This window comes from Pseudomonas sp. GW821-FHT05D12 (assembly GCF_059419825.1).
This window is the reverse complement of sequence record NZ_JBWKSN010000002.1, coordinates 109893-126147: the sequence shown is the minus strand read 5'-3', so window position 1 is coordinate 126147 and position 16255 is coordinate 109893. Positions and strand designations below refer to the sequence as shown.

The 16255-nt window shown below is 57.3% G+C and carries 25 protein-coding genes and 1 pseudogene; 12 read left to right on the top strand and 14 right to left on the bottom strand.

The genetic code is table 11. The annotated features are described in order from the left end of the window. Positions 1-1201: 1201 nt before the first annotated feature. Positions 1202-1432, bottom strand: coding sequence for a hypothetical protein (locus AC07SI_RS03535; RefSeq protein ID WP_495005106.1), 231 nt, complete (start codon positions 1430-1432; stop codon positions 1202-1204). A gap of 86 nt (positions 1433-1518) precedes the next feature. Here AC07SI_RS03535 and AC07SI_RS03530 point away from each other — a divergent pair, with 86 nt between their 5' ends. Further along, positions 1519-1950 (top strand): hypothetical protein, encoded by a 432-nt coding sequence (locus AC07SI_RS03530; RefSeq protein ID WP_495005105.1) that lies wholly within the window; start codon positions 1519-1521, stop codon positions 1948-1950. A 52-nt stretch (positions 1951-2002) separates the two neighbouring features. Then, positions 2003-3127 (top strand): DNA-methyltransferase, encoded by a 1125-nt coding sequence (locus tag AC07SI_RS03525; protein ID WP_495005104.1) that lies wholly within the window; start codon positions 2003-2005, stop codon positions 3125-3127. Positions 3128-3163: 36 nt separating this feature from the next. Here AC07SI_RS03525 and AC07SI_RS03520 read toward each other — a convergent pair whose 3' ends face one another. Beyond that, the gene (locus AC07SI_RS03520) at positions 3164-3406 is read right to left on the bottom strand and encodes a hypothetical protein (RefSeq protein ID WP_065908359.1); all 243 of its coding nucleotides are present in this window, start codon (positions 3404-3406) and stop codon (positions 3164-3166) included. 154 nt (positions 3407-3560) lie between these two features. Here AC07SI_RS03520 and AC07SI_RS03515 point away from each other — a divergent pair, with 154 nt between their 5' ends. The 4 genes from AC07SI_RS03515 (at position 3561) to AC07SI_RS03500 (ending at position 5904) form a co-directional block, all read left to right on the top strand. Then, the gene (locus AC07SI_RS03515; protein WP_083221486.1) at positions 3561-4031 is read left to right on the top strand and encodes a hypothetical protein; all 471 of its coding nucleotides are present in this window, start codon (positions 3561-3563) and stop codon (positions 4029-4031) included. Between the two features lie 84 nt (positions 4032-4115). Beyond that, the gene (locus tag AC07SI_RS03510; protein ID WP_083221485.1) at positions 4116-4331 is read left to right on the top strand and encodes a DUF4224 domain-containing protein; all 216 of its coding nucleotides are present in this window, start codon (positions 4116-4118) and stop codon (positions 4329-4331) included. Beyond that, positions 4332-5366 (top strand): tyrosine-type recombinase/integrase, encoded by a 1035-nt coding sequence (locus tag AC07SI_RS03505; RefSeq protein ID WP_065908357.1) that lies wholly within the window; start codon positions 4332-4334, stop codon positions 5364-5366. It abuts the gene before it with no gap. A gap of 361 nt (positions 5367-5727) precedes the next feature. Further along, the gene (locus AC07SI_RS03500) at positions 5728-5904 is read left to right on the top strand and encodes a DUF3606 domain-containing protein (protein ID WP_106803766.1); all 177 of its coding nucleotides are present in this window, start codon (positions 5728-5730) and stop codon (positions 5902-5904) included. A gap of 333 nt (positions 5905-6237) precedes the next feature. Here the strand turns inward: AC07SI_RS03500 and AC07SI_RS03495 are convergent, their stop codons facing one another. Together AC07SI_RS03495 and AC07SI_RS03490 are read right to left on the bottom strand one after the other, a co-directional pair. After that, the gene (locus AC07SI_RS03495; RefSeq protein ID WP_495005103.1) at positions 6238-7011 is read right to left on the bottom strand and encodes an NYN domain-containing protein; all 774 of its coding nucleotides are present in this window, start codon (positions 7009-7011) and stop codon (positions 6238-6240) included. Positions 7012-7129: 118 nt separating this feature from the next. Then, positions 7130-7693, bottom strand: a complete 564-nt coding sequence (locus AC07SI_RS03490) for a hypothetical protein (RefSeq protein WP_495005102.1) — start codon at positions 7691-7693, stop codon at positions 7130-7132. A gap of 524 nt (positions 7694-8217) precedes the next feature. On the opposite strand from AC07SI_RS03490, the gene AC07SI_RS03485 reads away from it, so the two are divergent. Then, complete coding sequence (locus AC07SI_RS03485; protein ID WP_065908355.1) at positions 8218-8427, top strand: hypothetical protein; 210 nt, start codon at positions 8218-8220, stop codon at positions 8425-8427. Positions 8428-8436: 9 nt separating this feature from the next. Here AC07SI_RS03485 and AC07SI_RS03480 read toward each other — a convergent pair whose 3' ends face one another. The 4 genes and pseudogenes from AC07SI_RS03480 to AC07SI_RS03465 all read right to left on the bottom strand — a co-directional run. Beyond that, the gene (locus AC07SI_RS03480) at positions 8437-8679 is read right to left on the bottom strand and encodes a hypothetical protein (RefSeq protein ID WP_065908353.1); all 243 of its coding nucleotides are present in this window, start codon (positions 8677-8679) and stop codon (positions 8437-8439) included. A 72-nt stretch (positions 8680-8751) separates the two neighbouring features. Then, the gene (locus AC07SI_RS03475) at positions 8752-9186 is read right to left on the bottom strand and encodes a hypothetical protein (RefSeq protein WP_495005101.1); all 435 of its coding nucleotides are present in this window, start codon (positions 9184-9186) and stop codon (positions 8752-8754) included. 29 nt (positions 9187-9215) lie between these two features. Further along, the gene (locus AC07SI_RS03470) at positions 9216-9536 is read right to left on the bottom strand and encodes a hypothetical protein (protein ID WP_495005100.1); all 321 of its coding nucleotides are present in this window, start codon (positions 9534-9536) and stop codon (positions 9216-9218) included. 453 nt (positions 9537-9989) lie between these two features. Next, positions 9990-10178 (bottom strand): annotated as a pseudogene (locus AC07SI_RS03465) (helix-turn-helix domain-containing protein); the annotation flags it as partial. A gap of 304 nt (positions 10179-10482) precedes the next feature. Here AC07SI_RS03465 and AC07SI_RS03460 point away from each other — a divergent pair. Next, positions 10483-11259, top strand: a complete 777-nt coding sequence (locus AC07SI_RS03460; RefSeq protein WP_177343964.1) for a hypothetical protein — start codon at positions 10483-10485, stop codon at positions 11257-11259. Between the two features lie 98 nt (positions 11260-11357). On the opposite strand, the gene AC07SI_RS03455 is transcribed toward AC07SI_RS03460, so the two are convergent. After that, positions 11358-11501: a hypothetical protein gene (locus AC07SI_RS03455; protein WP_226939958.1), complete on the bottom strand. Its 144-nt coding sequence runs from the start codon at positions 11499-11501 to the stop codon at positions 11358-11360. Between the two features lie 247 nt (positions 11502-11748). Between AC07SI_RS03455 and AC07SI_RS03450 the strand changes: the two genes are divergently transcribed. Next, a complete protein-coding gene (locus AC07SI_RS03450) occupies positions 11749-11898 on the top strand; it encodes a hypothetical protein (RefSeq protein ID WP_495005099.1) in 150 nt (49 codons plus the stop codon). Positions 11899-12051: 153 nt separating this feature from the next. Continuing rightward, the gene (locus AC07SI_RS03445; protein WP_065908332.1) at positions 12052-12333 is read left to right on the top strand and encodes a hypothetical protein; all 282 of its coding nucleotides are present in this window, start codon (positions 12052-12054) and stop codon (positions 12331-12333) included. A gap of 14 nt (positions 12334-12347) precedes the next feature. On the opposite strand, the gene AC07SI_RS03440 is transcribed toward AC07SI_RS03445, so the two are convergent. Continuing rightward, positions 12348-12545 carry a hypothetical protein gene (locus AC07SI_RS03440; protein ID WP_065908330.1) on the bottom strand — a complete coding sequence of 66 codons (198 nt, stop codon included), beginning with the start codon at positions 12543-12545 and terminating at the stop codon, positions 12348-12350. A gap of 179 nt (positions 12546-12724) precedes the next feature. Here AC07SI_RS03440 and AC07SI_RS03435 point away from each other — a divergent pair, with 179 nt between their 5' ends. Then, positions 12725-13330 (top strand): cysteine hydrolase family protein, encoded by a 606-nt coding sequence (locus AC07SI_RS03435; RefSeq protein WP_106803756.1) that lies wholly within the window; start codon positions 12725-12727, stop codon positions 13328-13330. A gap of 39 nt (positions 13331-13369) precedes the next feature. Here the strand turns inward: AC07SI_RS03435 and AC07SI_RS03430 are convergent, their stop codons facing one another. Next, the gene (locus AC07SI_RS03430) at positions 13370-13561 is read right to left on the bottom strand and encodes a tautomerase family protein (protein ID WP_495005098.1); all 192 of its coding nucleotides are present in this window, start codon (positions 13559-13561) and stop codon (positions 13370-13372) included. 418 nt (positions 13562-13979) lie between these two features. Here AC07SI_RS03430 and AC07SI_RS03425 point away from each other — a divergent pair, with 418 nt between their 5' ends. Next, entirely contained in the window at positions 13980-14258 is a 279-nt protein-coding gene (locus tag AC07SI_RS03425; RefSeq protein WP_106803754.1) for a hypothetical protein, read from the top strand. A gap of 9 nt (positions 14259-14267) precedes the next feature. Here the strand turns inward: AC07SI_RS03425 and AC07SI_RS03420 are convergent, their stop codons facing one another. The 3 genes from AC07SI_RS03420 to AC07SI_RS03410 form a co-directional block, all read right to left on the bottom strand. Continuing rightward, on the bottom strand, positions 14268-14669 hold the full coding sequence (locus AC07SI_RS03420; protein WP_282396099.1) for a hypothetical protein: 402 nt from the start codon (positions 14667-14669) through the stop codon (positions 14268-14270). 62 nt (positions 14670-14731) lie between these two features. Continuing rightward, the gene (locus AC07SI_RS03415; RefSeq protein ID WP_120448698.1) at positions 14732-15667 is read right to left on the bottom strand and encodes a FecR family protein; all 936 of its coding nucleotides are present in this window, start codon (positions 15665-15667) and stop codon (positions 14732-14734) included. Continuing rightward, positions 15664-16173 (bottom strand): sigma-70 family RNA polymerase sigma factor, encoded by a 510-nt coding sequence (locus tag AC07SI_RS03410; protein ID WP_105696888.1) that lies wholly within the window; start codon positions 16171-16173, stop codon positions 15664-15666. Before AC07SI_RS03410 ends, AC07SI_RS03415 begins: the two co-directional genes overlap by 4 nt. Between the last annotated feature and the right edge of the window lie 82 nt (positions 16174-16255).

Sequence of the window (16255 nt, the reverse complement as noted above, 5' to 3'; positions counted from 1 at the left end):
ACCCAGGAATGCTGTTTAAGTAGCGCAATTGCTGTGCCGGTAATCTGGTAGCGTCCGCAGGCAGGGCACCGATACTCCTCAATGTCCGGCAGTTCGATTGGCGCAACGTTATTTCCGCATATGTAGCAGCTCATAATTACCCTCCCCCGGTAATCACGGAACTCTAACTGCTCTGTTACTCCCTTCCAATACCGCGCATGGATTGGCAAGGGTTCCTAATGAAACTAATTTACCTCAGCGCGCCAAGACCGGCCTGGGGGACCTCAACACCCCGGCATTCGCCAAAATGACCGACAGCCCGGCAGCGCGCGACGAGACATTGCAGCCCCGATGGACTGGACCATTCAAAGGGCGCCCGCACGATCCTCCCGATCTCCGAACGCCTCGGAATGACGTTTGTGAATGCCCATGACCGAGTAACGGCCGCTACTGAACCGGCGGCGTCACATTGTCTAAAAGGCTTTCGGGGGAGTTAAGAAAGGAGTTCCATGCCTCAAAGGCATGATGGTGACGCAGAGTAGCAGCGTCCCAAATGGCCCCTGCGACCTCCTTCGATGAAACCAACATCATCATTGTGCTAGTAGCGGCATCAAGCTCAATAAGGAGATGGTGTGATTTGAATCTGAAGTCATCGATTCCGCTCATCAGTTCGCCTTGCGACAGGTCTAGCCGGAAACTCCGTGTTGTACCCGTCTAACTGAGGACTAAGCGTTAGTGATAAACGTTCCATGTCGTCGACCAGCTACCGTTTTGATTGCTTGGATCCCGCTCTGGGGAGCTTCTCGGCCTTGCGGATAGAAATTGACCGCAGAGCGTTTGGGGCATTAAGTCTCGCTATATCGAGCCCCCTAGCCAGAGCTGCTGTCATTGTCTCCCCGGGTATTGACTCAGGGGCCTCCTCAAAAAGCATTTTCTCATCTACCCCGTAAACTCCAATAAACAACTCGGTTCTTCCGAGAAGCGACATTCGCACCTGGACGTTCAGCAAGGTGCCATCTGCCTGCCGCTCATCTACGGATCGGGTATGAAGAGCGGGGTCCGCCCAGTCCCAGAAAACCTTGCCCCTGTTTCTCATCTGAATCGCTCTGATATTTAGGCGGCGATTATGCGACTTGAACGAATCTGAACGAAATACCACGCAACAAATATTTATTCATCCCTCCCCCTTCAAAGTCAGCCGCTTTAGCGGCAAGGAGCAGCTCTACGGCGAAAATTCACCCAGGTTTGCGCGAGCAGTTTGGATCGCGTACTGAAGCAATTCTAAAGGGACATCCTGCTCGAACAAGGTCACCTCAAAACGCAGCGTTTCGTCATTCCTGAATATCTCAAAGACCATATCGTTGCCGCGCCAGCACTCAATCCCTAGGCCGTCATGACCCTTGGTCACGCTTGAAGCAGTAAGAAACTCGTATTCAACTCCGTGTACGACCACATCGCACCTCCCTATCTGAGGTGGCAACGATACCTCTCCCCTCTATGAATTTGATAGCCGCTATAGCGGCAAGGACGAGCTCGACCATGGAAAAGATAAAACTCGGCCCGGACCATTATCGCTACGTCGACGAGCTCGACCCAAAAGGCCTGGAAGTCACCTGCAAAAAGTTCGTGGTGATCGGCGAAACCGAGCAGTGCTGGTACATCGTGGACGAATTCCACAACAACCTCTTCGTTGGCTCGCAGCGAGAGTCCCTGCTGAAGCAGTACCGCAAGCGTGTCCTGAAGGATGGCGGGGAGCACGGCCGGCGATTCGCCTACACCGATAAGGCCCTGGCGTTGCGCTCGTACAAGCAGCGCAAGTCCTGGCAGGTGCGTCATTCCCAACTGTCGCTCGAGCGCGCCCAGGCCGCCATTGCCTATTTCGGCGACACCAGGACCGAAAGCACGGTGCCACCCGACCGCCTGATGGTTCCGTGCGAATACATCCAGGCCATGAACTGGAGCGAGTGCTGATGATCGCCACCCTCTGGTTCGCCTACGTCTTCATCTACAAGGGGCCCAGGCCATGAAACAGCATCGCGTTTTGATCGGCGACTGCATTGAGTCGATGCGGACGCTACCGGATAAATCGGTTCAAATGTGCGTTACCAGCCCGCCCTACTACGGCTTGCGGGACTACGGTGTCGAGGGCCAGATCGGCCTGGAGGAAACGCCGGCCGAATTTATCGCGCGCTTGGTGGATGTGTTCAGCGAGGTGCGTCGAGTACTCCGCGACGACGGAACGGCATGGGTGAACATGGGTGACAGCTACGCCGGCAGTTGGGGGGCGGAAGGGCGAACCACAACCCACGGTAACAGTGGGCACAACGCCAGTGCCATGCAGAGGAATTCAATTTCCAACCATCCGAAACGGTCCAGAAAAACGACTTCTGACCCAAAGGGTTATGGCCTTAAGCCAAAGGACATGATGGGCATGCCATGGCGTCTGGCATTCGCACTGCAGGACGATGGCTGGTACCTGCGTCAGGACATCATCTGGCACAAGCCGAACCCAATGCCCGAAAGCGTCCGCGACCGTTGCACCAAGGCCCACGAGTATATTTTCCTGCTGAGTAAGTCGCCGAAATACTTCTACGACCAGTCGGCAATCCTTGAACCTTGCTCCCCCAACACCCACAACCGACTCTCGCAAGACGTTCTCGCGCAAATCGGTAGTGACCGTGCCAATGGCGGGGCCAAGAGCAACGGCAACATGAAGGCGGTTTCGAGGAAGTCAAACGGCGTGGGCTGGGGTCACGGTACCGACAGCGAAGAAAGAGCGCGGGGGCGAATCAAGGACAACGATTCAATGAACTCTGCCCTCGCCGTTATGCCCACCGAGCGAAATAAACGCAGCGTATGGACTGTGCCGACGCACAGTTTCAAGGGCGCACATTTCGCCACCTTCCCGCCTGACCTGATTCGCCCTTGCATCCTGGCCGGCGCCCCACTCGGCGGCATCGTGCTTGACCCTTTCGGCGGTGCCGGTACGACGGCGGTGGTCGCCATGCAGGAAGGTCGTAGATCAATCTTGTGCGAACTGAACCCGGAATATGCCGCAATGGCTGAACGCCGGATCGCTTCCGCCTGGCTCGACGGCGCGGCGCAGATGGATGTCTTTCGCGACACAGCGCAACACCCAGCAGCCTAACCCCCAATCCCCCGACATGCCTGCCGGTGAGCTACTTCAAGGCAGCTGGCTGTCGACCCAGCGCTCAGCAGCAGCCATCGCCTCATCAAGGGCGGCCGGGTAATCGGGCCAGGGTCCCGTCAGTTCGGCGGCGACTTCGCCAAGGCCATGGATGGGCGCCTGCTCAATGATCTTGGCAGTGACCGGAGCATTGTCGTTTGGGCGCCGCCAGACGAATTTGAGAAACATCGTTTGGCCGCGGTAAGCGTGCGCAATTGGCGCATCTAGTTGATGAGGCACGCGCCCTCCTGGCGACTGGGTGGGTTGAATACCCGTTTTACACCCATCCCAACAACACAGGTATCTAGGCATAACGCCATCACTCCATTTCCCTACATGCCTGCCGGTGAGCGGCGGGCGAGGTATCGACATGCCTGCAAACAGTGAATACAGCATGACACGCAGCGATGCCACGGACCTGGCAGGCATTGCCCAGTTCGACTTGGCGATGCGGCGAGAGGCGCTGACCAGCTACCTGCAGCGTAATGGCTCGCAGCGCCTGGTTGAGTTCACGGCGCAACTGATTGGCATGGCCAACTCGGTCGCGGAGAACTGCGCGGAGATGAGTGACCAGGTGCTGATCGAGGAATGCGGGGTCCACCCCGACAAGTTCACCAGCGTGAACCTGCCGACACTCATCGGCGCCTGCCAGGGCGTGATGATCGCCAGCAAGTGCGACCCGGCCGGCGCCTGTCACGGGTGCGCATATCGGCTGGGCTCGATTGCTAATCAGTCGCCCATCACCACTTGCGATGCGGAGTTCATGGCCCACGACCAAAAAGGATTCATGTGCCACGCCCACCTGGACGCAGAAGGCGAACCCACCAAGGTGTGCGTCGGGCACGCAAAAGCAGCAAAAACCTAACCCACCTTCTGCCGCCCAGCGCGGCAAGGCACCCCCCATGAACAACGACAAGACACTGCGCACTACGGGCAGTGGGAGGTAGAAATGGACGGAATTCAGTTCCTGTCGCACGAAGATGTTTGCGAGCTTACCGGCGCAAGAACCAAGGCCGGCCAGATTCAAGTTCTATCCCGAAACGGCATACGCCACACGATCAAACGGAACGGTTGGCCATGCGTAATATCGGCATCGCTGCTGGCCAGCCCTAAAGAACGAAAGCCCGAAAAGACCGAATGGCAACCAAGGATGGGAATTCAGTAAATGGCACGACGACCCACTAACCCCGGCAGCATCCCCCGGCTGAGAAAGCGACTGCGCTCCGGGGGAAGGGTTTATTACTACTACGATGCAGGCGACAAACCGAGAAAGGAAATCGCGCTGGGTTCCGACTACGGCGCGGCTATCGTTGAATACGCCCGACTTGAAAAGAGCCGCGCAGCGAGTGCCCTCGTCGGCGCCGTACTGACATTTGAGTACGTTGCAAACAAGTACATGGAAGAGGTTGTGCCTACTAAGTCCTCAGCCACCCAAAAAGACAACCTAAGGGAATTAAAGCAGCTTCTGATCTTTTTCAATGACCCACCTGGCCCTCTTGAGGCGATCGAGCCGAAGCACGTCGTTCAGTACCTGCGTTATCGGTCGAAAACAGCAAAGGTTCGCGCCAACCGAGAGAAGGCGCTGCTCAGCGCCATTTGGAATTTCGCCCGTCAGAGCGGCTATACCTCACTTGCCAACCCGTGCGCGGGCATCAAAGGAAATAAGGAAACAGGCCGGGACACCTACGTCGAAGACGAAATGTTTGCCGCGGTGTACCTGCACGCTGATCAGCCACTCAAGGACGCGTTAGACCTGTTCTACCTCACAGCTCAGCGCATAGGCGACACGCTGAAGATGGACGAACGTGACTTGCTGGATAACCAGTTACTGATCAAGCAAGGGAAGACCAGCGCTAAACGCCGCATTGAGGTTGTAGGAGAGCTGAAGGTGGTTATTGACCGCATTCTGGAAAGGAAAAAGGGGCACAAGATTCGATCAACCAGACTCGTCGTAATGGACAACGGCCAAGCGATGACAGTGAGCATGCTCAGAGGCAGATTTGACGCGGCCAGGATGAAGGCCGGGATTGAAAAGTCTGCGTTTCAAATGCGAGACCTTCGTGCAAAAGCGGCTACAGACAAGGAGGAATCGACAGGCAGCATTCGCGATGCGAGAGATCAGCTGGGGCACACAACTGTCGGTATGACGGAGCAATATATCCGGCGCCGTAAAGGCCTGAAAGTGCTGCCAACGAAGTGAAAACTCGTTCCGCAATAAAATATGAGCCCTTGAAAACAAAGGGCTTCAAGCGAGGCCCGCGCAAACAATTGCGGACCGATAATCGCCCTAACCTACTGTTTTCTATATCTTTGTATGTGGACTTAAAATCCCCCGCTCGTAAGGGCGTCCCGGTTCGATTCCGGGTTCGGGCACCAAAGATATCAAGGGCTTGCATGATGAACTTCATGCAGGCCCTTATCTTTTTATGCTCCGCAATTCCCATCTCCGGCGTCCTGCCGATAGTTAACCGTTCATAACTCCAACCGAACTCCACTAAACCGACAATGCTCTATCGAGAGACGCCTGGACGCCTCCAGGCCAACCCGCAGGGAGTGGAATTATGTCTGACGATCTGAAAAACCGTGGCCCTCAGGACCGAGCTCGCGTGAATACCTCTGAACCCTGGGAGGTAAAGCACTGGACCAAAGAGTTCGGCGTTACTGAGCAACAGCTTAAGGACGCCGTGAAGGCAGTGGGCCCGATGGTTACCGATGTCCGTAAGAAGCTCGGAAAATAGCCGCAATCTCGCCTCGTGCTGTCGCGGGGCGAGCTTATTTATCCCATCTACCGGCGTTCTGCTGACTCAACTCGAACCCCGTTTTCAATCGTGGCACCTGAGCGATAGTGCTTGGGAGCCTTATCCAAAAAGGCGCTGATGGTCGCCTTTCCGCTTTTGAGCTCGCCAGGCCTGGTGCATCCCGCCAGCATCACCACCGCTACCGCCGCTATCAAAATCCGTACAACGTCCCCTCTTTGGTTTGGCGGAACTGCAGCACTCGGGTGACAGATGCAAAAAGCCCAGCACCCGGCAGCCCTACTCTTGCGAAAATAGGGAGCGCTTAAAGCCAGGCTATTTGTGACGCGCATACATGACCGCTGTCCCTCCTGCCGCTGGCCGTGCCTGCAGCTCAAAGGCCTGGGGATGCCCTTTAATCGAATCACTCAGTTTTTTGAACCCATGAGTACGCGGATCAAACTCGGGCCGCAGCTTTGTTATGTTCGCGCCCAGCGTTCCTAAGTTAGCCCACCCGTCTTCATCAGCGATGTCGTCCAAGATTTTGACGATGAACCGTATAGGTGCTTTGGGTCGTTTGCGTGCCTCGCAAGCCGCTCCCGATTTGCCCGTATCAGACTCGGCCTGGGCACCTTCATTGCCAGCCAGCAAGGCATCCTCACGCAGCAACTCTGTGTAGATGAATTTATCGCACGCAGCCACGAATGGTTTAGGTGTTTTCTCTTCGCCAAAGCCATAGACCGTCAGACCCTCCTCACGCAATCGGGTCGCAAGTCGAGTGAAGTCGCTGTCGCTCGACACAAGGCAGAAACCGTCGAAGCGACGGGTATACAGCAAATCCATAGCATCGATAATCAGCGAACTGTCCGTGGCGTTCTTTCCTTTGGTATAAGCGAACTGCTGTATTGGCTGGATGGAATAGTCGAGGAGCACTTTCTTCCAGCTTACTAGCTGAGGAACGGTCCAGTCACCGTAAATACGCTTTACGCTAGCAGTTCCGTATTTTGCTATCTCCTCAAACAAGCCTTCGACGATAGCAGCAGGCGCATTATCGGCGTCAATCAGGACAGCCAGATGCTTTTGGGAGTGGTTAACTAACTGAGTTGCCATTTTTCATCCTTGAAAATACTCACAGTATTCGGGTGGGTCCTGAGTGCCTCACGGCTTATGCGAAAGCACTGCGCGGGGCTGGGCTGCCAGATCTGCCGTCGACTTTCTCGAAGGAATGCTACTTCAAGATCTCATACCAAATCCGCGCATTAACCAGCATTCTGACGGCGTTAATTTCGTCAATCGCATACTGCGGGGCTGTCTCCCAAGGTAGCGAACTGCCTGTAAAAACAAGCAGCGGCTCATCCGTGCCGCGTTCAAGCACAAGTCGAGCTTTAATCGATGTGAACTCAGGCTTGGCATTCAACGTATCGCGCATGGTTAGGCGCTGAATTGGCGGAAGCTGACTCCAGGCAACAAACTCTTTAATCGGCTCCAGCCCAGCTGGAAATGTGTCGCGATGTAAGGTATTCCCAAACGTTTTAAGAACTCGCCCCATGTCATCGGTGAAGTCCATCCATTGATTGTTATCGGCTATCCGTGCGGGCAGCATTCTATTCCGAAAATTCGGATTGGAACTCAGCATGCCTGACTCACCATCAAAGCGACTGTACTGAATGTTCGTTCGATTCAACTCATAAAAGCGCAAGGTTGCATACTTGTCGAAAGTCGACACAGAGGAGCAGCCAGCCAGCATGAGCGTTTGAATAACGAGCGACATAGCTATCAAGATTTTACGCATGGGCATCCTTGCGACTCAGGCGGATAGTGAAAATTGGAATCCAAGCACTGTACCCCGGCCCTGTCCAGGCATCCAGCGTGGATGGAATGCCAGTAACTGGAGCTCTTAGTAGCGTAGTAGCGTTGTGCCTTTCCGAAATGCCAAGGAGTGGCAATGCCGCATCGCCTGACAAAGTTAAAATCCGCGCTCAATCAGACGCCAAACAACACCTACTCACAGTTCCAGGCTCTGAGAGACGGACTCGTAGCCTCACTTATCGACTGGCCAGGGGAGAAGTGGGATATCGCTGATGAACATTTGCCGACAGATCAGCCCGCCTCCCAAAAATCTAGGGATTGGCTAGACGCGCTGACTGTGGCACTTGCCTAGGATCTCCCCACTAATAAGTCGGAAATTACACCCGAGCGACTGAAAAACGTTCTAGTGCTCGCGTCCGCAATTCCCATCTCCCGGCCTTCTGCCGACTCAAATCAAAGTCCCTGTTTCACCACCTGCTACGCTGATACATCCACGGAGAATCAGCCATGCCAAATTCAGATCTATTGCCCTCCCTGCTATCAAAACTCTACGAGAACCAACTGGCCCTCGAGGCTTCTGTCATGGAGCTATCGAACTGGGTCGAGCAACGCGGTTCCGCTGAAGTGGCAGAAAACGTGCGCAGCGCTTTGCACACCATCGACGAAAACGAAGAGTTCATTAAGCTCACCCTGGCCGTGCTGATGTCACCGGAGTGATCCTGCGTATCAGGCCTTTACTGAGTTCTTGATCACCCAAATGCCAAGCGCAACAAATACAGCTGATTTAGCCACGGCAAACAGGGTGTCTCTTCCCGCAAACAACTCGAACGCCGAAAACAGCAGTGAGAAGGTGCCTACTATCGCCAAACCATAGCCAACCGGGCGCACGTACCTGTGGAACATTTCTTTCATCTCCCTGAAAAAACAAAAAGTGTAGATTTTACCGCCCCATACGCCATCAACCGTCATGCCTCAGCGTGAAATCACCGATGCGCTCTGGCAGGGGCCGGCACACCTTAACAGGCCGCCCGCTGTCTCCGGCTAATAAACCAACCCCACACATTGATCTTTTTCAGTAGGGAAAAACTTCAGGAGAAGCGTTTTAAGGGGGTAATGCTGCGATTTCACTTCATAAACAACGTTGGTAAAGCTGTCTGCATCAGATCCATTACCCGCGTTTGATGCCTCAGACACCTTTACCAATCTAACTTCAGAAATATCACCCACCAGCGAACGCATTTGATTCCACCCCGTCAGCGGGTCATCAACAAATTCAAGGCATAACACTGACTGCCATCGCTCTTTATCGCCTCGTTCATACGCTGAAATTGCCTGTTGCGCGAGCTTGAGCGTGCCTTGTGCACCCGCAAGGTTCGGCAATGAATGTGAGTCTTTGTGCGTTGAACACCCGGTCGCGAGCATGCACATGAATAAGACGGCTTGCCCCGTCAATATCAACGACGTTTTAGAGTACATATGATGCGCTATCCTTTTTGAATCCGATCCTAGCCTGCCTTCAGGCTGCGATGCGTAGTCAGCACCCCGCTCTTATCGAACAGGAAAATCATCTGGTTTCCCCCACCATCCTGGCAAACAACGCCTTCGGTTTCTCCGTCGACGATTCCTTGGCAAGCCATGTTCCATACGTATGGACGGATTTGGCACTTGAGGGTTTTGCCATCCTGGATAATCAGGTGGTGAGTGGCGGAGACGTCTTCAGGGGCTGGTTTGGGGCAGCTTCCCTCCCCCCAATTGACACCTTGGTGATTGGGTTGCGAAGCGCAACCGGCCAATAGCAGGAGGGAAAACACGCATTTGAAATTCATGATCACCGTCCTTAGTCATGAAGAGGGAGTGGCACGACGACGAGACGCTGGCCAGGCATCTACTCAGGGTTGGATGCAAAAGGTCCTGCGCCGAACGGGTGTCCTTGTCGCCGCTGAGTGACAACGAATGGTCCGTCAGCAGGCCCACACCGGCAGCTGCGTACGCGCAGGTGGCCTAGTTTTCGTAGAAATACCAAATGACCGACACCACGGCGACTACCCAGCCGAGGGTCAGCAGAAACGAGAGACCTGCAAGTCGCTTATCCATGACGTCCTGTCATCTTGTTGAAAGTCCATAATCCTTCAAACAAAGCGTAGCAGGTGCGCCCGAGATGGGCGGTGGGTCGCTGAGACTCAATGAATCAGCTCCCTGGCCTTCTCCAGGCATTCGGTGGCGCTGTCCAACGCCTCGACGGCTTTCAGGGAATCATCAGCGCCGCTCTGCGCGCGCTGCCCGGTGATGACGAACAGTACATCAACCCCGGCTTTTGCCACCTCGGCCAGGTAATCCGCGCGTGGGTGGCGGATGCCGTTCTCGTAACGCCCCTGGGCGTTCACTTCGACGCCGCCGATTTTTCCAATCTCTGACTGCGATAGACCCAGCCTCAGTCTCTCCGCCTTCAACCTTGCACCAATGCTCATGACTCATCCCAATCGAAAAGATAAAACTGAGAGCCTGGCGGTGGTTTTTTAGTTCCAGAGTGGCGCTCGCGTCGTCATGGCCGCCTGGGCGGACTTCAGCAGCAAAACCTGTCGCCCCAGGAACCAAGATCAAGCGAGCACGCGTCGAGCCGTTTTATCGTCGCGGGTTGAACCACGGCAAGGCCCTACGGATGCTGCTTTACTGAGGCGCGTGCTGGATCAAATCAATAGTCGCACGGCACGCGCAGATCGCACTTCATGGCTCGACCCACACCCACTCGCATTGCACTTAAGGATGAGCATCATGACCGATGATTTGAAGCAATCAGGTTCGACCACAACGTCCCAGCCCACCACCACGCTGGAGCAGGTCAAGACCGGAAGGGTGCTGGATTTCACTTGGGCGCCTAACGCGAACACGACCACCACCGTCGTTTCGGCGGACTTCATCGACTACGAGGTCGATACTTCCCAGGGCAGCCCTACCGGGGCCAGTCACTCCATTGCACGGTTCACCTATGCCCAGGGCAAGGGCGGTGGCCAGATCAGCCAATTGTTCCTCGAGGAGATGCGTGCCGGTGTGCGCGCCAGCACCCAGATCGGGCTGATGGTGGGACGTAAATGGGCACTGGACGCCGACGCCGACGTCTCCGGCAGCATCGGCACCTACGTCATCGAGCAATTTGATGACATGCGCGCCAGTGTCAATTACGTCGGGACCTTCAGCCGTGTCTTTGCAGACCCCAGGATGGTCAGTTACCACGCTGGCGGGCACGTGCACACCAATGTCTCGATCACCGCCAGCAGGGCCCTGACCATGGCCGACTCGGGCAAGTCGATCCTGGTCATCAGCGACACGGACGTCACGCTGACGCTGGGCGACGATGTGATTGAAGGGTTCAAGGCCACACTGATCCAGGCGGCGGCTGGCAAGATCAACATTGCGGTGTCCAGCAGCCATGTTATCTACAGCAACGCCGGGGCCCGAACGCACACGCTCAACCCGCTGGACGAGCTGGAAGTCAGCACCTTCCCCTACGGCCCGGTATTCCTGGCCTTCCGGGTCAGGCCGACCGCCTGAAGCCAGCGTCACCTTTCTCGCAGGACGGGGTGTGAACACACGTGCACACCCCTTATCAATGGCCTCTACACCACGCTTTTGACCCGCCAGGCATTGCCTCAGGCAATCTTGCGGGCGATGTCATACACCGAATGTTTGGCCTTGCAATGCAGGTACGAGCGCCATTCCTTGAAGGCGCGCTGTTGCCTGGCGAAAGCCTCCAGCCACTCATCTCCGCCCACCAATTCGATGGGAATGGACATCATCAATTCGGTCGCAAGATCGAGTTCCTCAACGAGCTCGCGTCCATTCGGCATATCAAGAATTAGGGATCGCATAGCCACCTGTGATTATTCTTCGCAGTACATCGACCGCTCCAACTCTCTGATAGTGCTCAATTTCCGACGAGCGGTAACATCTGGTAACGGGTAAGGAAAACCGTCTGCACTGCAACCTACTGTCGCGTCATCGAGCGCGTACTCCCTTGGCAGCAGATCCGACGCACGCACGATGTCACTGGTACTCGATCAGGACCCGGAAGGTCAGGTGCAGGCCAGCATCGACTATCTGCTGCACACCCACGACATGATCGACACGCCTGCGCTGCTGCCACTGGCGATGAAAATCATCATCGAGGAAAAACTGCCCGGCGCCTTGTGACCGCCGCGGGTGATTGCAGGCGTGCGCAGCGCCTGGGCCTTTGTGTGATGTCGATTGAACGATGCGTTGGCGCACGGGCTCTATTCACTAGAGCAGCGCGCGCAGCAGAACTTCAGCGCGTAGCGTCCACGCCCACTCACAAAAGGTCAGTCCATGTCTTACGATTACCAGGGTACCGCCAGTGTCATCACGGCCTCTCGTCATCTGGGCACCGCTTCAGATGAACACCTCAATGAGTCGGTGGAAATCCAACTGACCAGCAGCGGCAAGCCGACAATCGCGCGCCTGAACTTCGACCGGCCCCTTCAATGGCCTGGGCACCCGAATTTTGTCGCGGTCAACCTGCCCGATGGCTCATCCGTAGGCGGGGTGATCGTCGAGATCGAACGAACCACGGATGGCCCTGGCTGGGTGACGTTCACCGTGGACGACTGACGGGTGTGCCGTCGTCAGGCATCCGGGTGTTCACTCGCGACCGAATCGGCGGCGTCCACGTCCGACATGTCTTCTTCAAGCGGCGCACCGTCTTCCGGCGGCAGCGGGATCTCCCCTTCCGTGCGCTTCGGGTCCGGGCCGGTTTCGTTGTCGGTGGTGCGCGTTACCACCTGTTGGGATTGGTTGCCCGGCGCTTTTTCGTCAATGTGCATGCTGTCTCTCCAGTCTGGCGCGCGGGGAATCCGGGCTTAAACATGAGAGGCAGCGGGTGCACGAGAGTGCCGGGCAATGGACGAACGGCGAGAAGCGCACTGCAGTCAAACAAATCCAGCCTCCGGGCCGCACTTGATCTACGATTAAAAGCCCACCGCCCGCCTCTCGGAGAGTCCGCATGAACCCGCACACCACCGCGCTTGTGTTGATCGAATTCCAGAACGATTTCACTACCCAGGGTGGCGTATTCCATGACGCTGTCAAAGACGTCATGCACGCCACCGACATGCTCGCCAATACCGCCACCACGGTGCAGCAAGCGCGCAAGCTCGGGGTGAAGATCGTGCATTTGCCGATCAGCTTCGCCGCGGGGTACCCCGAACTGACCACGCGCGACTATGGGATTCTCAAGGGCGTGGCCGACGGCAACGCCTTCAGTGCGGGCACCTGGGGCGCCGAGATCACTGCGACGCTGTCCCAGGACAGCAGCGATATCGTCGTCGAAGGCAAGCGCGGGCTGGATGGCTTTGCCACCACGGGCTTGGACCTGGTGTTGCGCAACAATGGCATCCAGACGCTGGTGGTGGCGGGTTTCCTGACCAACTGCTGCGTCGAGGGCACGGTGCGCTCGGGGTATGAGAAAGGCTACAACGTTGTCACCCTGACCGACTGCACGGCGACGTTTACCGAGGAACAACAGCAGGCGGCGGAAAACTTCACACTGCCGATGTTTTCGCAGACGCTGAAACACACGCAGTTTCTGCAGGCGCTGACGGCCCCATGAAAAAAACCGGCGACTCTTGGATGAGTCGCCGGTTTTTGCTTATTCGGTCGGTGCGTACTGCATTTCACCGTTGCCGAACGACCAGTCCTCGCGCTTCACGTCCACCAGGCTGATCCACACATCCTCCTTGCGCAGCCCGGTCTTGGCGTGAATGCCTTCTGCGATGAATTGATAGAAGGCCTTTTTCACCGCCACGCTGCGCCCGGCATTCCAGGTGACCTGGATAAACACGATGCTGGGGGGTGTAAGTCACGCCCAAGTAGCCAGCGGCGGGATACACCAGTTCATCGCGGGCATGCCGATTGATGATCTGGAATTTGTCGTGCTCCGGCACATTCGCAACGCTGGTCATCGCCGCGTACACCACGTCGCCAATGGCGGCAGCGGTTGCTTCGGAAGTGTCGGCGGCGAGGTCGATTCGAACTAAAGGCATGGCAAAATCCTTGGCAGGTCGGTGGCCATTCCACAGCGGCGGCCCGTGATCACTACCCTAGGCCTGTGCGAACAATTCATCAATCGCATATTCGGCAATAATAAATATGATTATTACGCATATTTAAGCCGCATGACCTGTGACGCTTGCATGAACCGAACGCGAAAAAGCCGTAACATGCGGCCTTCGTTCAACACCTCATGGAAGACATCACGCATGAACAACCTGTCTGGCGCGCTGCGCCTGGTAGTCTCCCTGCCGATTTACGCCGCGTCCATCCTCACGTCCCTGCTCACTCTCAAGCCGCTGTTCGATGCGGGGATGATCTTGCTGGCGGGCTTCCTGACCCCTTATCAAATTGGCCGCGTGCTCGGCTATTTACTTGCCAGTGCGATATTGACCACGATTGCCGCCGGTCTGTGGATGCTGGCTCGGTACGTGCGCACGTCGCGTTTTCGCAAACAGCCGGCGCCGGTGGCCAACCCGTTGCCGTGAAGCAGGTGCTTAGTTCGATGGGGCTTTGACTGTCGCGCTCTGCCCCGTCTCGACATCACGAATGTCATAGCTCCAGCGGCCCTTCGACGCCTCGCCATACAGCCCATAGGTTCGGCCACCGACCAGGCTCACCGTGGTTGCGAGGGGCGCGGTTCGGCCGTCGCCAATCGACCAGGTAGCTTGCAGGGTGTGGGTGCCGGCGCCGAGACGGTATTCGTTCTGACGACCCAGCCAGAACAGCGTCCCGTTGTTATCAATACGGGTGATCGTCAGGTGTTTGTCGAACTGCTGGATGACCGCAACCTGGTCCGCAGGTTTTCCTTCTGCGCTCTGGTGCTCGTAATGAATACAGCCGGTCAGCGCCAGGCTGAAGCCCAGCATCGAGAACGCGCGAACGTGTTTGGCAAGCATGCTTTCAATCCCTTGAAAAGGGCGTGATCCTAAAGCCATTCAGCACGCGCATCAACCGCCAATCAGGCGCGCGCGCCAATCAACACAACCACCCCACCCCATTGCCGCACCTTGATCGGCAGGCTCTGCTCGAGGGCCTCGAGGGTCTGCCGCGCATCGTCCAGGGGAAAGCGTCCGGTCACGCGCAGACCGGCTACAGCGGCGTCCAGGCGCACGATGCCGTTGCGATACGGGCGAATTGCGTCGACCACGCTGGCCAGGGTCTGGTTGCGCACCACCAGCCAGCCGTCAAGCCAGGCGGTATCGGTGGCGGCCATGGGCACCTGGGTGAGGATGCGCTGGTGATCGAACAGCGTGCTCTGGTGCATCGCCACCCGCTGCTGCGTGCCGCCTTCGAAGTGCAACACCGCGTCCGCATCCAGGGTCACCAGGCGTATCGCGGCGCCCTGCTCGCTCAGCATCAGGCGGCCGGTGCTGGCGCTGATGCGGCCGGCGCGGGTGTCGACCTGCAGCGGGCGCAGCACATTCACCAGCATTTCCCCGGCGCGCAGCTCCAGGCTGCGCGGCTCCCCCTTCAGCGTGGCGAGCACCTGGCTGCGCGCATTCAGCTTGAGTGTGCTGCCATCCGCCAGTTGCCAGGTACGCCGCTCGGCGGTACCCGTGGCATAGGACTGCCCCGCGTCTTCGAAACGCGAGACCCAGCCCGCGCCCGCCGCCAGGCCTACCGCACACAGGCTGGTACGCAGGAACGAACGCCGGCTGCTCGGCTGCTCCAGGCTGCGCAACAGCTGCGCGCTGGAGCGTCCACGCCACGGCGAGGCCTTGAGTTGGTCGAGGCCGGCGATCAATTGCGCGTACACCTGGCGATGGTGCGCCGAGGTACTGCGCCATTCATCCAGCGCTTCTTGCTGCGCGGGGCTGAAGTCGCCGGACTGGATTTGCACCAGCCAGCCGATGGCCTCTTCGGCCACCGGGTCGTTCAACGGGTGTTTGCTCACTCACTCAACCCCAGGTAACAGGCTCGCAGGGCCTGGGTCATCAATTGGTGGATGCGCCCCAGGGACAGGCCCAGCCGTTCACTGATCTGTGTGTAGGTCATGCCGTCCAGCTGGCTGTGTACGAACACCGCCTTGGCCTGCCCCGAGAGGCCATCGAGCAGCCGGTCGATGGCCAGCAGGCTCTCGATCAGGATCAACTGCTCCTGCGGCGACGGATGCACGTGTTCGGGCACCTCGGCGAGGATCTGCAGGTACGCCCTCTCCAGGTCGCGACGGCGCCAGCTCTCGTACATCAGGCGCTGGGCAATGGTGGTCAGCAGCGCGCGCGGTTCGCGGATCGCAGTGGGATCGGGCAGCATCCACACCTTGAGGAACGTCTCGGCGGCGATATCCTCAGCGCTGTGGCTGCAGCCGGTGCGGTAGGACAACCGCGCGCACAACCAGCTGTAGTGCTGCTGGAAAATCTGGCCGATGAGACGGGTCTTGAGCAAAGCATTCGGGTCCATAGGTCCATAATCTTCATGGACTGCACACGCCAGCGGACAAGTGGTGGTGGGCCTGTCGGTTTGAGGTAGACCTGCATCCGGG

Excerpts from the sequence above, each read along its gene's own strand:
- AC07SI_RS03530 (WP_495005105.1), top strand. The coding sequence starts at position 1,519 with ATGGAAAAGATAAAACTCGGCCCGGACCATTATCGCTACGTCGACGAG.
- AC07SI_RS03525 (WP_495005104.1), top strand. The coding sequence starts at position 2,003 with ATGAAACAGCATCGCGTTTTGATCGGCGACTGCATTGAGTCGATGCGG.
- AC07SI_RS03515 (WP_083221486.1), top strand. The coding sequence starts at position 3,561 with ATGACACGCAGCGATGCCACGGACCTGGCAGGCATTGCCCAGTTCGAC.
- AC07SI_RS03510 (WP_083221485.1), top strand. The coding sequence starts at position 4,116 with ATGGACGGAATTCAGTTCCTGTCGCACGAAGATGTTTGCGAGCTTACC.
- AC07SI_RS03505 (WP_065908357.1), top strand. The coding sequence starts at position 4,332 with ATGGCACGACGACCCACTAACCCCGGCAGCATCCCCCGGCTGAGAAAG.
- AC07SI_RS03500 (WP_106803766.1), top strand. The coding sequence starts at position 5,728 with ATGTCTGACGATCTGAAAAACCGTGGCCCTCAGGACCGAGCTCGCGTG.
- AC07SI_RS03495 (WP_495005103.1), bottom strand. The coding sequence starts at position 7,011 with ATGGCAACTCAGTTAGTTAACCACTCCCAAAAGCATCTGGCTGTCCTG.
- AC07SI_RS03490 (WP_495005102.1), bottom strand. The coding sequence starts at position 7,693 with ATGCGTAAAATCTTGATAGCTATGTCGCTCGTTATTCAAACGCTCATG.
- AC07SI_RS03485 (WP_065908355.1), top strand. The coding sequence starts at position 8,218 with ATGCCAAATTCAGATCTATTGCCCTCCCTGCTATCAAAACTCTACGAG.
- AC07SI_RS03480 (WP_065908353.1), bottom strand. The coding sequence starts at position 8,679 with ATGACGGTTGATGGCGTATGGGGCGGTAAAATCTACACTTTTTGTTTT.
- AC07SI_RS03475 (WP_495005101.1), bottom strand. The coding sequence starts at position 9,186 with ATGTACTCTAAAACGTCGTTGATATTGACGGGGCAAGCCGTCTTATTC.
- AC07SI_RS03470 (WP_495005100.1), bottom strand. The coding sequence starts at position 9,536 with ATGAATTTCAAATGCGTGTTTTCCCTCCTGCTATTGGCCGGTTGCGCT.
- AC07SI_RS03460 (WP_177343964.1), top strand. The coding sequence starts at position 10,483 with ATGACCGATGATTTGAAGCAATCAGGTTCGACCACAACGTCCCAGCCC.
- AC07SI_RS03455 (WP_226939958.1), bottom strand. The coding sequence starts at position 11,501 with ATGTCCATTCCCATCGAATTGGTGGGCGGAGATGAGTGGCTGGAGGCT.
- AC07SI_RS03450 (WP_495005099.1), top strand. The coding sequence starts at position 11,749 with ATGTCACTGGTACTCGATCAGGACCCGGAAGGTCAGGTGCAGGCCAGC.
- AC07SI_RS03445 (WP_065908332.1), top strand. The coding sequence starts at position 12,052 with ATGTCTTACGATTACCAGGGTACCGCCAGTGTCATCACGGCCTCTCGT.
- AC07SI_RS03440 (WP_065908330.1), bottom strand. The coding sequence starts at position 12,545 with ATGCACATTGACGAAAAAGCGCCGGGCAACCAATCCCAACAGGTGGTA.
- AC07SI_RS03435 (WP_106803756.1), top strand. The coding sequence starts at position 12,725 with ATGAACCCGCACACCACCGCGCTTGTGTTGATCGAATTCCAGAACGAT.
- AC07SI_RS03425 (WP_106803754.1), top strand. The coding sequence starts at position 13,980 with ATGAACAACCTGTCTGGCGCGCTGCGCCTGGTAGTCTCCCTGCCGATT.
- AC07SI_RS03420 (WP_282396099.1), bottom strand. The coding sequence starts at position 14,669 with ATGCTTGCCAAACACGTTCGCGCGTTCTCGATGCTGGGCTTCAGCCTG.
- AC07SI_RS03410 (WP_105696888.1), bottom strand. The coding sequence starts at position 16,173 with ATGGACCCGAATGCTTTGCTCAAGACCCGTCTCATCGGCCAGATTTTC.